Annotated in this window: 13 protein-coding genes, 1 pseudogene and 1 riboswitch; of the genes and pseudogenes, 7 read left to right on the top strand and 7 right to left on the bottom strand. The window is 65.1% G+C overall.

Annotated features, from left to right (window positions below):
- Positions 1-92: 92 nt before the first annotated feature.
- Positions 93-956, bottom strand: coding sequence for a bifunctional 5,10-methylenetetrahydrofolate dehydrogenase/5,10-methenyltetrahydrofolate cyclohydrolase (locus AKN84_RS09510; RefSeq protein ID WP_050420462.1), 864 nt, complete (start codon positions 954-956; stop codon positions 93-95).
- Between the two features lie 15 nt (positions 957-971).
- A riboswitch (ZMP/ZTP riboswitch) is annotated at positions 972-1,051 on the bottom strand.
- A 218-nt stretch (positions 1,052-1,269) separates the two neighbouring features.
- Here AKN84_RS09510 and AKN84_RS09505 point away from each other — a divergent pair.
- Entirely contained in the window at positions 1,270-1,686 is a 417-nt protein-coding gene (locus AKN84_RS09505; protein WP_050420461.1) for a hypothetical protein, read from the top strand.
- Positions 1,687-1,806: 120 nt separating this feature from the next.
- Here the strand turns inward: AKN84_RS09505 and AKN84_RS09500 are convergent, their stop codons facing one another.
- Both AKN84_RS09500 and AKN84_RS09495 read right to left on the bottom strand, forming a co-directional pair.
- Positions 1,807-2,334, bottom strand: coding sequence for a hypothetical protein (locus AKN84_RS09500; protein WP_193399638.1), 528 nt, complete (start codon positions 2,332-2,334; stop codon positions 1,807-1,809).
- Between the two features lie 217 nt (positions 2,335-2,551).
- Positions 2,552-3,316, bottom strand: coding sequence for a hypothetical protein (locus AKN84_RS09495; RefSeq protein WP_050420460.1), 765 nt, complete (start codon positions 3,314-3,316; stop codon positions 2,552-2,554).
- A 125-nt stretch (positions 3,317-3,441) separates the two neighbouring features.
- On the opposite strand from AKN84_RS09495, the gene AKN84_RS09490 reads away from it, so the two are divergent.
- Positions 3,442-3,825, top strand: a complete 384-nt coding sequence (locus tag AKN84_RS09490; protein WP_050420512.1) for a VOC family protein — start codon at positions 3,442-3,444, stop codon at positions 3,823-3,825.
- A 12-nt stretch (positions 3,826-3,837) separates the two neighbouring features.
- On the opposite strand, the gene AKN84_RS09485 is transcribed toward AKN84_RS09490, so the two are convergent.
- Positions 3,838-4,194, bottom strand: a complete 357-nt coding sequence (locus AKN84_RS09485) for a hypothetical protein (protein WP_050420459.1) — start codon at positions 4,192-4,194, stop codon at positions 3,838-3,840.
- 321 nt (positions 4,195-4,515) lie between these two features.
- Here AKN84_RS09485 and AKN84_RS09480 point away from each other — a divergent pair, with 321 nt between their 5' ends.
- A complete protein-coding gene (locus AKN84_RS09480; RefSeq protein ID WP_050420458.1) occupies positions 4,516-4,866 on the top strand; it encodes a GrlR family regulatory protein in 351 nt (116 codons plus the stop codon).
- 203 nt (positions 4,867-5,069) lie between these two features.
- Here AKN84_RS09480 and AKN84_RS09475 read toward each other — a convergent pair.
- Together AKN84_RS09475 and AKN84_RS09470 are read right to left on the bottom strand one after the other, a co-directional pair.
- A pseudogene (locus AKN84_RS09475) lies at positions 5,070-6,153 on the bottom strand (SMP-30/gluconolactonase/LRE family protein).
- A gap of 243 nt (positions 6,154-6,396) precedes the next feature.
- Positions 6,397-6,600, bottom strand: a complete 204-nt coding sequence (locus AKN84_RS09470; protein ID WP_050420457.1) for a hypothetical protein — start codon at positions 6,598-6,600, stop codon at positions 6,397-6,399.
- A gap of 370 nt (positions 6,601-6,970) precedes the next feature.
- On the opposite strand from AKN84_RS09470, the gene glsA reads away from it, so the two are divergent.
- The 4 genes from glsA (at position 6,971) to AKN84_RS09450 (ending at position 11,809) form a co-directional block, all read left to right on the top strand.
- Positions 6,971-7,966, top strand: a complete 996-nt coding sequence (gene glsA, locus AKN84_RS09465; RefSeq protein ID WP_050420456.1) for a glutaminase A — start codon at positions 6,971-6,973, stop codon at positions 7,964-7,966.
- Positions 7,967-8,035: 69 nt separating this feature from the next.
- Positions 8,036-9,685, top strand: a complete 1,650-nt coding sequence (locus tag AKN84_RS09460) for an MFS transporter (RefSeq protein WP_193399637.1) — start codon at positions 8,036-8,038, stop codon at positions 9,683-9,685.
- Positions 9,686-9,829: 144 nt separating this feature from the next.
- The gene (locus AKN84_RS09455; protein ID WP_050420455.1) at positions 9,830-10,393 is read left to right on the top strand and encodes an HdeD family acid-resistance protein; all 564 of its coding nucleotides are present in this window, start codon (positions 9,830-9,832) and stop codon (positions 10,391-10,393) included.
- 24 nt (positions 10,394-10,417) lie between these two features.
- On the top strand, positions 10,418-11,809 hold the full coding sequence (locus AKN84_RS09450; RefSeq protein WP_128970574.1) for a metal-dependent hydrolase family protein: 1,392 nt from the start codon (positions 10,418-10,420) through the stop codon (positions 11,807-11,809).
- 34 nt (positions 11,810-11,843) lie between these two features.
- Here the strand turns inward: AKN84_RS09450 and AKN84_RS09445 are convergent, their stop codons facing one another.
- Positions 11,844-14,525 carry a PAS domain S-box protein gene (locus tag AKN84_RS09445; RefSeq protein ID WP_050420510.1) on the bottom strand — a complete coding sequence of 894 codons (2,682 nt, stop codon included), beginning with the start codon at positions 14,523-14,525 and terminating at the stop codon, positions 11,844-11,846.
- Positions 14,526-14,755 lie beyond the last annotated feature (230 nt).

Raw genomic sequence — 14,755 nt, 5'->3', positions numbered from 1 at the left:
CTGCGGGCTTTCCATTACCTCCGAGGTCATGAACTTCGCGCACGACACGCGAGCGACATCAGCCGCTCGCGTCCCGCCGCGGGCGTCCCGCGCTATTGCAGCCGGGCCGCCCTCGCCTTGGCCGCCTTCACGGTGTTCTCCATTAGGCAAGCGATCGTCATCGGTCCGACGCCGCGCGGCACCGGCGTGATCGCGCCGGCAACCTGCACCGCCTCGTCGAAAGAGACATCGCCGCATACCGCGTAGCCGCCGTCCGGCTTTTCGACACGCGTGGTGCCGACGTCGATCACGATCGCCTGCGGCTTGATCCAGTCGCCGCGCACGAGCCCAGCCTTGCCCACCGCGCTGACCAGGATATCGGCCTGACGGCAGATGTTGCTGATGCCGCGAGTGTGGATGTGGGTCTGCGTCACGGTCGCCTGCTCCTGCAGCAGCAGCGCGGCCATCGGCTTGCCGACGATGTTGGAGCTGCCGATCACCACGGCATGCGCGCCGGTGAGATCCGATCGGATCGACTTGATCAGCCTGAGACAGCCGAGCGGCGTGCACGGCACCAAAGCATCGTCGCCGTGAAACAGCCGGCCGGCATTGAGCGCGTGCAGGCCATCGACATCCTTGGCGGGATCCACCGCCGCCATCACGCGCAGGGCGTCGATATGCGCCGGCAGCGGCAGCTGGATCAGGATGCCGTCGATATCGTCGCGCGCGTTGAGCGCCGCGATCCTGGCAAGCAGGTCGGCCTCGCTGGCGTCATCCGGCAGGCGCTCGACCTCGCCGCGCAGGCCAAGCCGCTCGGCCATCCTGACCTTGCTCTGCACATAGATCTGGCTGGCCGGATCGTCACCAACCAGCACGACCGTAAGCCCGGGCGCGCGGGGCAGCCGGTCCAGTTCACTTGCAACCTTGTCGATGACAATTTGGGCATGTGCATGCCCATCGAGAATGTTCGCCGTCATGGCACCTCCGTTTCGAAGCGGTGCCCAGGCGCGCGGCGTTCAGTCTCTGCGCTCCCCGATGGTGGTCCATCCAAGCGCCAGTCGCGCAGATGGCGCCGTGATAGCCGGTGGGCCCCGCAAAGGCAAATCACGCTCGGTCGCGGTCGGACCGGCGACCGAATTGCCCCTGTTTTTGCCGGTGGATCGGTACCGGGTGGGTCATCTCTGGGGGTAGGATTCGGGCAGAACTTGCGATAAGCCTCGGCGCTTGCCGGGCTTTTCCGATCCCCGGCGCCATCCTTCCGGTCATCACGCCATTTCGGACATTTTCAACATGAGACATATCATCCTCGCGTTGGCGCTTCTCTGCCCGGCTGCCGCGCTTGCCCAAGGCACCGCTCCAGCCACCACGCCGCCGCCCGCGGCCGACAAGCCGGCGGCGGCCTCGCAGCCGATGGTCGGCGACAAACCGCTGGTCCAGGTCGGCAAGAAGTCGGCGGCCAAGAAGGGCGAGAAGGCTGCCGCGCCCGGCAAGCCGCAATCGGTCGCGCAGAAGCTTCAGGCCTGCCAGGACATCGACGACGCCACCAAGGAGCGGCTGATGTGCTACGACGAGATCTTCAAGCCGCAGCCCAAGCCGAAGGCTGCCCCTGCCAAGGGCGTCAACGAATGCCGGTTCGTGAAGGAAGAGGACGAGCGGCTGACCTGCTACAACGGCTTCGCCGACAAGATTCCGCGTCTGCCGCGCTAACCGGCGTGAACGGCCCGGGCGGCTAGTCGCGTCCGGTAGCCGTCTGATCTCGCGGACATGAAAATGCCGCCGCAAGCATTTGCGGCGGCGTGTCGGTTGCCGGCTGCGGCGCGACCCTGCCTACCAGGTGCCGAAACCGCCGAAGAAGCCCATGCGCGGCTGCTGCTGCTGCGCGACGCGGTAGGGCTGATACATGCCGGGCTGCGCCAGCCGCATCGGCTGCTGGGGATGGGCATGGTAACGCGCAACCTTGCGCTTCTTTGGCGCCTGCGGCTGGGCCTGGGCCGGCTGGTCGGCCGGTTTCGCCTCGGCCACGGCCTTCTGCGCATCAGCCTTCTCGGGAATGAACTGGGCAAACGTGTTGCGGACGCGGGCCTGTGCCGATGCGTCGCCGGCAGCCTGCGGGGCGACCGCGGCAACCGCGTTCACCTGCGCCGGAACAATGGTCGGCTGGCTGGTATCGTATACCACCCGCTCCGGCAGCTTCTGGGTCGACCTGATGCGGACCATGGTCTTGTCGACGCCCGGCGACGAGATGGCTTGGCTTTGGCCGGGAACCACGGCCTCCTGCGGCACGATGACATTGACGACGAAGAGCAGCGCGAGCAGCACTCCACCAACGTACAGGAAATAACGCGCCACAGGCATTTTGGTAGCTCCCCCCGCGCCACCGGCGCGGTTCATCTCGGCGCGACGACATCAGTCATCGCGCAGCGAATTCATCGTCTGCGCTTGATCACCCGGACAGTCGCCATCCCGCGCTTCCGGGTCGTTCTCTAACGGTCGGCTTATTAGTTAGTTCCTGGCTGGCCGTTACGGTTCACCCGGCAAGTCAATTCCCGCTCACTTTTTCGAGAAGCAGGGTTTAGGCGCGGCTGGCGGTCACAACAGAGCATTTCGCCTTGTTTGCGTTAACATTTACGAAGCCGATCAACATCTGCGAGTAGGTCTTGCGGCTCTTCATGGCGATGGTGTCCGGGATCAGGCGCTTGCGCTCGGTCATCGGACTGCCGTCGCGGCGGATGAAGGCGCAGGCGATCTCGATATCTTTGACCGGGAAATCATTGGCGTTGCGCAGCGTCAGGGTGACCAGCATCTTGGATCCGAGACCGCCGCGGCGCCACGATTGCGAGGCGATCCGCACCCGGTCCAGCGGCGATCGTTCGGCGCCGGGCTGGGACGACTTGGTCTCCTCGGCCGGCTGCGGGGCGGTGGCCACGCCGACCGTGGCCGGCTCGTCTGCCGGTGCGGCCAGCGCCTCCCTTGCGGTCTGGGCCGACTGCACCCCGGTCGGCACATCCTGCGCGGTACGGATAACGGTCGAAGACACCGGCCAGACATCCTGGTCTCCGGCGTCGCTCGGCTCGGGGAGCATGAACCAGGCGGCGATCCCGGCGATTGCGATCAGCGACAGCAGCAGGCTGGCGTAGAAGCCGCCGTCACCGAGACGTCCGGCGGCAACATTTCGAAACGACGCCAAGCCGATCCGCATCGTCGTGCCCTCACCCTCGACGCCCGACCAGACCTCCGCCAGCACGAAGGCCGCAGCGATCGCCACATGCGGCATCCGGGACGGCCGCAGGCCGAGCGGCCACGCGAGAACAATCGCCGTCGGCCCGAATGGTTTCATTCCGGGACGACAATCTTGCGACGTGCAGCACGGGATGGCATCACAGCCGGCCGATCGATAGATTTGCACCGCCCGAGAGCGAGTGCTGCACGCCGACGCGGCGCGAGAACAACAAGGAGATCGCAATGCCTGTCGTCACCTGGGACCACGTCCATCTGCGCAGTCCCGATCCGGAAGCCACCGCGACCTGGCTGCGCGACATTCTCGGCGGCGAGATCATCCGTGGCCCAGGCCGCATCGACGTCCAGCTCGGCGGCGCCAAGGTGTTCATCGCGGAGGTGATGCAGGGCGACGGCGTCAACGCCCCGCCGGTGACGCCCTATCAGGGGCTCGATCATTTCGGGCTGACGGTGAAGGACATCGACGCGGTCGCGGCCGAGATCAAGGCCAAGGGCGTCGAGTTCACCAAGGAGCCGACCACGATCCGCCCGGGCGTGCGGATCTGCTTCATCCGCGGCCCGCAGGGCATCTCGATCGAACTGCTCGAGCGCGACAAGAAGTACGTGTGAGCGACTGCCGCGCTACGTCATGCTGCCGGGCATGAAACAGCGGATCGTCACGCCCATGTAGCTCTTGATCGGCCACACCATCGCGCGGCCAGCCCGGTTGGGCTCGGTGACCACGGCCTCGTCGGGGACGTCGATCCAGGTCCCCTCGAGGCGCACACGGTAGTGCCCGTCCTTCGATTCCCAATCCACATCGCTGACCGCAGTGCCGTCGGCATCGGAGCAGCACGGCCCCTTACCGCTGCGCAGACCGTCGAACCACTCCTTCAGCGGCGAATTGGCGTAGCGGCCGTCGGGATCGCGCGCCTGCGCAAGCTGCGCAGCCGCCACCGACAAGAGCACGACGAGACCGAGCGGCAGGTACACCCGCATCCGGCCCCTGCGACGGCCGGCCAAGGTTTCGGAATCGTCGTCGGGACCCGCCAAACGGCCGCCAGCTTCCATCCTGTCTGTCATGTGTGTTGCTCCAGCACTCACCGGCCAGTGCAACAAGAGCTATGCATTTCGCGGGCCAGTTCGAGTCGCGCGCACGGTCCGCTGTCATCGCGCCGTCACACCGCCTGGCAGGAACCGAGGGTTCACGGCCACTCCGGACACCCGGAATCAACCTGCCGCATTGCACGAGGTTGCTCGCTTTGGCATAAAAAACCAATCCGGATTGCTGCGGGCGCGGCAGCCGGTCAATGGGACGTTATGAAGAACGGGCTGTACTCAATCCACGTCACCCTGCTTGACGGACGCGTCGGCAAGGGCAGCGGAGTGATTCTCTTCCGCGACGGACAGATTCTCGGCGGCGATGCCTATCTCTATTACACCGGCAGCTACACGGTGAAGGGCGACGCGTTCAAGGGCGAGGTCCTTGTGCAACGCCACACCACGCCGCGCGATACCGACAACCCGCTGTTCGGCGGGCCCGCGCCGGTCGGCGTCGGCGTTTCCGGCACCTTCACCGATACCCGCGGCACCATGAGCGGAACAGCGCTGGTCGGCAAGGCGAGCCTGATCTTCGGCGCCACGCTGCACAAGCTCGCGGATATCAATTAGCACACGATAAGATTGCGCTTGAATCGTATTTGAGCGCTTTTCGGACCGTCATCCTGAGGTACGAAGCGAGCCTCGAAGGATCGACGGCCACCAGCCGGGCCGTGCACCCTTCGAGACGCGGCTTCGCCGCTCCTCCAGCGACAAAGGCGAAGCCTTTGCGCGGGGATGACGGTGCTGGCACATGTTTCTGCGGTTCTCCCTATTCACGTCGCGCCGTGCGCGTCGACGTAGAGCGCGTAGATCGAATGGCAGGACGCCATGTAGAGGCGGTTGTTCTTGGGTCCGCCGAAGGTCAGGTTCTCGCAGCGCTCCGGCAGGCGGATGAAGCCGAGCGGCTTGCCCTGCGGGTTGAACACCATCACGCCGTCGAGATCCTCGGGCCGGCCCTTGAGCTGATAGACCTTGCGGCCGTTGACATCCACAGGCTCCGATTGCAGCGCGCCGTTGCTGCCCCAGCCGCACCACAGATTGCCGTCGCGATCGACGCGGAAGCCATCGAGCGAGCCCTAATCGGAGGCGTCGATCAGCTTGGACTTGTTGCCGACGCTGCCGTCGGCATTGACGTCGTAGCTCCAGATGCTCCGGTTCGGCGTGCCCTTCCATTCGACGACGTAGAGCTTCTTCTCGTCCGGCGAGAACGCAAGTCCGTTCGGATTGACCAGATCGGTGATGACGGCCGTCAGCTTGCCGTCGGTGCCGATCCGGAACACGTTGGTGTTGTCCTGCTCGCGCTTGGCCTTGAAGCCCTCCCATTCGCCGGCGATGCCGAACACCGGATCGGTGAACCAGATCGTGTCGTCGGACTTCACCACGATGTCGTTCGGCGCATTGAGCCGTTTACCCTCGAAACTATCGGCCAGCACCGTGATCTTGCCGTTCTTCTCGGTGCGCGTGATCCGCCGCGTCACCGAGTGCTCGCAGGTCACGAGCCGGCCCTGGCGGTCGCGGGTGTTGCCGTTGGCGAAATTGGCGGGGCTGCGGAAGACGCTGAGGCTGCCGTCCTTCTCGCTGTATTTCATGATGCGGTTGTTGGGGATATCGCTGAACGGGATAGCCGCCTTCGGGAAAATAGGCCGGCCCTTCCGCCCAGCGCAGGCCTGTCGCGACCTGCTCGAGCGTAGAGCTATAGAGCCGGTACTTGGCGAAGCTCGGGTCGAGGATTTCGACCGCCGGATCCGGATAGCGCTGATTGGGCTTGAACGAGAACGACTGTGCCGTGGCACGGCCGGCCGCTGCGCTCGCGATGCCCGCGCCAATGCCGGCCACCAGATTGCGCCGTGAGATCATGTCTTCCTCCCCTGCTCGTACCGCCCGTTGATCCCAGGGTCGGTTGAGCGAGCCGTAGGAGTGTTGTCGCGGACGGTCCAATGCCGTTCGCGCATCGATCGATACTGATCGAATATCGATCGTCCGGCCCGTGATCCCGAGGGCGCAACACGACCGTCTCGAAGAATCGACGGCCGCCATCGGGCGCCATTGATCCTCAAGGCTCGCTTCGCAAGCGTCGCAGGGGACGCCGATGCTGCCCGGCTATCCGGGCTGCTGATTTCGTCTCATGATCTTGAGCACGAGCAAGACGGCACCCAGCACCAGAAGCAGGATGCCGATAACGGTCGTATCGGTGGACTCGAACGTCACACCCACGGCTGTCAGCAGGCATCCGGCTATGATCGCGAACAGACCGCCAAGCTTCTTGAACAGGAACAGATGTCCGTCACTTGTTTGCGCCACCATGGTACATCTCATTGCTACGGTTGATGCCCCGCGCCTCCCACACTCGCTTCGGCTCGCACGCACGCGCCGCAATCGTACTCCCTCAAACGAAAACGTTGCAATCGGTTGATTGCGCGCCGCAGCGACGTCCGCCGTTTGATTCAAACTGAAGCGACTGCGTGTTGCGTCGGCGACTGGAAGGCGATCGCGTCAGCCTCACTGACTTGAACGTCACCTCAGGTGGATTGTTCGCAAATGTTGATGGCTGGGTTGCAGCACCAGCCGCCGGTTGTAGGTTGACTCAACTAAAACTTTGGCGCTGACTAGCCCAACGCATCGTGTTCTAGAATGGAACCGGCCACCGTTGGGTCCGTTCGGACGGAGTGATGCGATGGCGTCGCCTTCGGTCGATCAGCGAGAGCAGGCCTACATCTCGACCGGTCATCTACCCGGTCCGGAGATGGTGCAGGCGCTTGTGGAAGACGCGCACCGGCGATTCAAGTCGAACACCGATGGAACGACGTCGCAGGTTTACCCGGCACTCGCACGGGTTCCGGCGGAGCTGTTCGGTGTTTGTGTCGTCGGAACTGGTGGCCGTTTCTATGGCGCTGGAGACGTCGACCACGAATTCTCCATCATGAGCGTCTCGAAGCCGTTCCTGTTTGCGCTGATCTGCGAGACGATCGGCCCGGAGGCGGCACGCGAAAAGCTTGGCGCCAACGCCACCGGTCTTCCATTCAACTCGCTCGGTGCGATCGAGCAGGGAAACGGGCGCACCAATCCGATGGTCAACGCCGGCGCCATTGCTGCGACCAGCCTCGCGCCGGGACGGTCCGTCGAGGACCGCTGGCAATTCATCCACGACGGGTTATCACGCTTCGCCGGCCGGCCTCTCTCGCTCAACGAGGAGGTCTATGCATCCGCGTCCGAGACCAATTTCCGCAATCGAAGCATCGCGCGCTTGCTGGAGAGTTATGAGCGGATCTACAGCGACGCCAGGCAGGCGACCGATCTCTACACGCGGCAATGTTCGCTGAATGTCAGCGCCAGGGATCTGGCCGTGATGGGCGCGACCTTGGCCGACGGCGGCGTGAACCCGGTGACCAGGCAACGCGTGGTCGACGCAGCCGTATGCCACTACGCCCTGGCAGTGATGGTCACCGCCGGATTGTACGAGACGTCGGGCGATTGGCTCTACGATATCGGCCTGCCGGGAAAGAGCGGCATCGGCGGCGGCATCGTCGCGGTATCCCCGGGCAAAGGGGGCTTCGGCACGTTCGCCCCGCCGCTGGATGCCGCCGGCAACAGCGTGAGGGGCCAACTCGCCGCAAAATTCCTGTCACAGCGACTCGGGATGGATCTGCTCGTGTCGCAGCCGGACGGCTGAGCGGTCGTCGCAAGATCGGCATTGCCGCGGGCGGGCCGATCGCAGAAGCCGAGAAGATCGGAGGACGCCATGGCGCAGACAATATCGATCGGCGGCATCCACCAGGAGGAACGCGCATCATGGGTTCCGATGATCGCGATTGCGCTCGGCCAGATGATCATGTCGTTCAATGTCGCATCGCTCCCGGTTGCCATGGGCGGCATGGTGGCAAGCTTCGGCGTGCCCCCCACCACGGTGGCGACCGGTATCGTGGCCTATTCGATGCTTGTGGCCGGCTTCGTCATGCTTGGCGCGAAACTCGCGCAAAGATTTGGCGCGCTGCAGGTGTTCCGCCTTGCGGTCGTCCTGTTCTTCGCATCGCAGCTCCTGATGACATTCAGCCCCACGGCCACCACCATGATCTCGGCGCAGGCGCTTTGCGGTGCCGCCGGAGCGGTGATCGTGCCTTCGCTCGTCGCCCTGATCGCCGAGAATTATGCCGGGCGCCAGCAGGCCACGGCCCTCGGCGCGCTGGGCTCGGCGCGTGCGGCTGCCGGCGTGCTCGCATTCGTGATCGGCGGAGTGTTCGGAACCTATATCGGCTGGCGGCCGGCGTTCGGAATCCTGATCGCGGTTTCGGCGATCGTCTTCTTGCTGAGCTTTCGCTTGAAGCCGGACCGCGGCCGCCCGGACATCGAGATCGATCTGGTTGGCGTCGCCCTCGCCGCAACCGCGATCATTCTGATCAGCTTCGGATTCAACAATCTCAACGGCTGGGGGCTGGCGCTCGCCCGTCCCAACGCGCCGTTCGATCTGTTGGGCGTTTCGCCGGCGCCGATCATGATCGTGATCGGCATCGTGCTCGGACAGGCATTTCTGAGCTGGACGCACCGGCAGCAGGCCGCGGGAAAAACCCCGCTGCTGGCACTGGAGGTGATCGACTCGCCCGAGGAGCGCTGCGCGGTCTATGCCCTGTTCGCGGTGGTCGCGCTGGAGGCTGCGCTGAACTTCACGGTGCCGCTCTACATCCAGATCGTGCAGGGACGCTCGCCGATCGCCACCGCGATCGCGATGATGCCGTTCAACCTCACGGTCTTCTTCTCGGCGATGCTGATCGTCCATCTCTACGACAGATTGACACCGCGCCAGATCGGACGTTTCGGCTTTGCGCTCTGCACCATCGCGCTGCTGTGGCTCGCCTTCGTCGTGCGCAACGACTGGAGCGAGATTCCCGTCCTGCTTGGTCTCGTCCTGTTCGGCGTCGGCCAGGGCTCCCTGGTGACGCTGCTGTTCAACGTCCTGGTGACGGCCTCGCCCAAGGCTCTGGCGGGAGACGTCGGGTCCTTGCGCGGGACCACGCAAAACCTCGCGGCCGCGGTAGGTACGGCGGTCGCCGGCGCACTTCTCGTTGGTCTGCTGAGCACCATCGCCCTCGGCAAGATCACGGCCAGCCCGGTGCTGACGAAGGAGCTGCAAAGCCAGGTTGACCTCAACAACATCACTTTCGTCAGCAATGACCGGCTGCGCAGCGTGCTCGAAGCCACGAGCGGCACGCCACAGCAGGTCGAGGAAGCGGTCCGGGTCAACACCGAAGCCCGGCTGCGGGCGCTGAAGATCGGGCTGTTGATCATGGCGGGCCTCGCCCTCCTCGCGGTCATTCCGGCAGGGCAGCTGCCGAACTACCGGCCGGGAGAGATTCCGGATGACAACGCGGCGGACAACCGCGAACGAACCAGCTGATCCGCGCCGGCCTGATCGGCAGATCCATGCGCATCACCCGCTGGAGCAAGACAACGACGTCCCGGCAACACGGAAGCAGCAAGCCATGCATGACGCCGGCCAATCCGCGACACGTTTCCTTGCCAGGGAATTGAGGAGAATAACATGGCGACCACCGACAACAGTTCCGCCTTCGGTCTCACCGGCATCGCGCCGCCGCCGCTATGGATGTGCGTCCTGCTCGGGATCGCCATGATCGTCGCGGGCGTCCTCGTCCTCGGCGATGTCGTGCTCTTCACCGTGGTCAGCGCGATCTTCATCGGCTGGACGGCGATTTTCGCAGGCGGCTTCGAGATCGTGCACGCCTTCTGGACCAAGGGGTGGGGAGGTTTTCTGTGGCAGCTGCTGCTCGGAGCCCTCTACATTGCATCCGGCATCGTGCTGCTGAGCCAGCCAGTAACCGGCGCGCTGATCCTGACCTACGTCCTCGGCCTGATGCTCCTGGTCTCCGGGCTCGTCCGCGTGACGATCGGCATCGGCCATTGGCGGCAGTCCGGCTGGGTCCTGGCGGCCTCCGGGGTGTTCGGCGTCATCGCGGGCCTCATCATTTTGAGCGGATTTCCGGCGACCGGCCTTTGGGTGCTTGGACTATTGCTGGGCATCGATCTGATGTCCCACGGCATCGGCTGGTTGACCTATGCCTTGCGGCCCGCCGACCGGCCGGCGTAGCAGCATTTTGGGGGGAGACCGAACATGTCAGGCGTGAGAATACCGAACATGTCAGGCGTGAGAATAAAGAGCGGGATCGTCCGGATTTCCGCGCTGCTTGCGGCGATCGGCGTGAGCCTCGGCGTTTTCCCGGCGGCGCAGGCGCAGGATTCCGCGTTCCTGTTCCAGAACGTCCGCATCTTCGACGGCAACAACAGCACACTGTCCGCGCCATCGAATGTGCTGGTCCGCAACAACAAGATCGAGACGATCTCGACCTCGGCGATCACGGCCGATGCGCAGGTGATCAATGGTCGCGAGCGCGTCCTGATGCCCGGGCTGATCGACGCGCATTGGCATGCGATGCTGGTGCGCCCGACGCCGGCGGCTGCGATCGCGGGTGACGTCGGCTACAATAATCTGCTCGCTGCGGCGGAAGCGACCGACACATTGATGCGGGGCTTCACCACCGTTCGCGACATGGGCGGGCCCGCCTTCGGGCTCAAGCGGGCCATCGACGACGGACTCGTGGCCGGGCCCCGCATCTACCCGTCAGGCGCGGTCATCACCATCACGGGCGGCCATGGCGATTTCCGGCAGCTGTCCGATTTGCCACGAACGATCGGTGGCATGCTCAGCCGCATGGAGAAAATCGGCGGCAGCATGATCGCGGACAGTCCGGATGAGGTTCGCGTGCGCGCGCGCGAGCAGCTCATGCAGGGGGCCTCGCAGGTCAAGCTCACCGCGGGCGGTGGCGTCGCATCGCCGTTCAGTCCGCTCGACGTGTCGACATTCACCGAACCGGAGCTGCGTGCCGCCGTCGACGCCGCCGCGAATTGGGGCACCTACGTTGCCGTGCACGCCTATACGCCGGTTGCGATCCAGCGGTCGATCGCGGCGGGCGTCAAGTGTATCGAGCACGGTCACCTCATGGACGACGCAACGGCCCGCCTGATGGCCGAGAAGGGAATTTGGCTGAGCACGCAGCCCTTCCTCGATCTGGCGGGCGCCAGCGCGTTGGGGCCCGCGGAACAGGAGAAGATGCGGCAAGTGGTTTCCGGGACCGAACGGGTCTATGCGCTGGCGAGGAAATACCGGATCAAGACGGCATTCGGCACCGATGTCCTGTTCTCGAAGGCGCTGGCCGACCGGCAAGGCACCATGCTGGCCGACCTCACCCGCTGGTACACGGCGGCCGAGGCGCTGACGATGGCGACATCGACCAACGCTGAACTGCTCAGTCTGTCCGGGCCGCGAAATCCATATCCCGGCAAGCTTGGCGTGGTCCAGGAAGGCGCGCTGGCCGACCTGCTGCTGGTCGACGGCAATCCGATCGACAATATCAAGCTGATCGAAGATCCCGCAAAGAACTTCCTGGTCATCATGAAGAACGGCAAGATCTACAAGAACCTGCTTGCCGGCGAGATGAAGAAATAAAGGCAGTCCTCGAGGTGACGGAGCCGGAGCCCGCCTACTCCGCAGCCTGCTCCAGCGGGGCGACGCGCGGCAGGATCATCTGGATGCGCGTGCCATTGCCCGGCGCGGAATCCAGCGAGAGCCGGCCGCCGAGGCGCGTGGTGACGATGCTGTAGACGATGTGCAGCCCGAGCCCGGTGCCGCCCTGGTCGCGCCGCGTCGTGAAGAACGGATCGAAGGCGCGGCGGCGGACGTCGAGGCTCATCCCGCAGCCATTGTCGGCGAAAACCACCTCGACATAGTCGTTGCCTTTGGCATGGACCTGGATCTCGACCTCGCCGGCCTTGCCGTCCGGGAACGCATGCGCGACCGCGTTGAGGAACAAATTGGTCAGCACCTGGCCATACGGTCCCGGATAGGAGTTCATGATGAGGTTCGGCTCGCAATCGACGTTGAGCGTCAGATTGTGCTTGCGTAGGCCGGGCCGCAGACTCATCACCACCTGCTCGGTGAGATCGCCGAGATCGAAGGTGCGCTGGTCGGAATAGTTGCGGTCGGCGGCGACCTGCTTGAACGACTGGATCAGCTCCGCGGCGCGATTCAGATTGGCGACGAGCTGCGAGGAGGCATCCCGCGCCGTGTTCAGGAAATCGTTGAGGCTGGAGCGGCGCAGGTCGCCGCGCTCGACCTGGGCCTCGAAGTTCGCGGTCTTGCGCTCCAGCGCGGAGGCCACCGTGAGGCTGATGCCGACGGGATTGTTGACCTCATGGGCGACGCCGGCCACCAGACGGCCGAGCGCGGCGAGCTTCTCGGCCTCAATCAGCGAGTTCTGGGTTTCCCGCAGATTGCGCAGCGCAGCCTCGGCGGAATCCCTCGCCTTGCGCATCTCCTGCTCCGAGCGCTTGCGATCGCCGATGTCGAGCGCCACCGTCACGATGTTCTCGATGTCGCCCTGCGCGTCGAGGATCGGCAGCTTGTTGACCAGCCATTGCCGCATGTTGCCGGCCGCGTCCTTGTACTCTTCTTCGTAGAAGCCGAGCTCGCGCCGCACCGACAGCACGCGCTTGTCGTTCTCGTCGGTCTTGGCAGCGCCGTAGCGCTGCATCAGCTCGGCGGTGGTCCGGCCGATCGCGTCCTGCGGCTCGACGCCGAAGATGCCCGCCATGTAGCGGTTCATCAGCACATAGCGCAGATTGCGCTCCTTGACGTTGATGACGGCGGGCACCGTGTCGATCACCATCTGCAACATGCGGCGGCCTTCGGCGACGGCATCTTCGGCGCGCTTCTGGTCGGTGATGTCGCGCACCGTGCCCTCGTAGCGGATCACCTCGCCCTCGTCGTTGCGCACCACGGTCGCGGAATCGGACAGCCACAACACGGTGCCGTCGCGCGAGCGCACCTGATACTCGTAGTCACGCACTGTGCCGTCGCGCGCCATCAATTGCTGGTACTGCTCCCGCGCCGCCGCGTCGACATAGACGGTGGAGGCGATGTCGCCGATGCCGTTGATCAGGTCCTGCGGCGTCGCGTAGCCCATCATCCGCGCCAGCGCCGGATTGGCGTTGAGCAGCGTGCCGCCCGGCGTCGTGACGTAGATGCCGTCGACCGATGCCTCGAACAGCTTGTGGTAGCTCTCCTCGGCGAGCCGCTGCTCGGCGAGCGCGCGCAGTGCGGCCTCGCGCGCGCTGTCGGCGTCGACCAGGGTCTGGCGGAACACCTCGGCGGCGCGCGCGATGTCGCCGATCTCGTTGTCGAGGTCGGCGCCGGGGATGAACGCGCTCTTCTCGCCACCCGCGACCTTGCGGATCGAGCTGGCGATCCTGGCGAGCGGGCGGACGGTGCGACGCACCACCAGCACGGAGGCGAACAGGCCGATCAGCACGCCCGCCGTGCCGAGCACGATGCTCTGCCATTTTGCCTCAGCCAGCGTCCGGGCAAAATCGCGCGACAGCACATGGCCGCGACGCGAGCTGAGCTCGCGCAACAGTTCGGTGACCTTCTGGATCAGGCGGCCCTCGGCGCCGAGCACCTCGCGGTCGATGTCGGCGATCTGGCCCTCGCGCACCGAAATCGCGCTGATCGCCTCGGCATAATTGTCGACCGCGCTGCGCAGGGTGGGATCGGCGATCGTCATCGCCCGCATGCTTTGCGCGGCCTGCTCGGCGGCCGACGTGTTGTGCGCCAAGAGCGCGGTGGCGATGCGGCTCTGGGCCTGCGACAGCGTGTTCGCGAGCGTGGCGTCATTGCTCTCGGCGACCGCCTTGTCGAACGCGTCGCGCAGCGGCGGCAGTCCGGCGACGATCTCGGCGCGGCGGCTGAGCAGCGCCGAAATGCGCTCGATCCCGCTGCGGTAGGTCGCCAGCCGCTGGGTGACGCCGTCGATCATGTCCTGCTGCTCGGGCGCCAGCTCGATCCGGGTCTTCTTCAGGATCTCGCTGAGCGACTGGGCCGCCTGCGCGACCTGGGCCGACTGGGTGCCGGGCTCGGTGACGAAGTCCCGCGCCGCCAGCCGCAGCTCGTTGGTGCGGCGGTCGATATCCTCGGCAATGTCGCCGACGCTTTGCAGCCGCTGCAGCTCGGCAAAGGTCGTGTCGATGTGCCGAATCGCGATCACGCTGGCCGTGGATGTGATGATGATCACAGCCAGAACCAGCAGGAAGCTGCCGAACGTGAGTTGGCCAATCGAGAGGGAGAACGCACGCGGCGCTTGCGAATTCGGCGGCAATTCAGCGGTCATGTCATCAAGGCCGGGGTCCAATACACCCCAATATACGGGAAATTACGGGCTTTGGGGAAACATGCTGAAGGGCCCGGAAGGCCTGCGGTGTGACCTGTGTCACCGGGACTGGCACCGGTGGCCGATTCCAGCGCAGGCAGCCGGGCCTGGTCCGGCGGGATGCCGGCGTCCTGATGCTGTTCGGCGAATCAAACGTCAGGCCGCGGCGCCCCGTCACGGGGCATCGTCGT

This window comes from Bradyrhizobium tropiciagri, from assembly GCF_001189845.1.
In the GTDB taxonomy this organism is placed as follows: domain Bacteria; phylum Pseudomonadota; class Alphaproteobacteria; order Rhizobiales; family Xanthobacteraceae; genus Bradyrhizobium; species Bradyrhizobium tropiciagri.
This window is presented reverse-complemented; position numbering and strand designations above follow the sequence as displayed.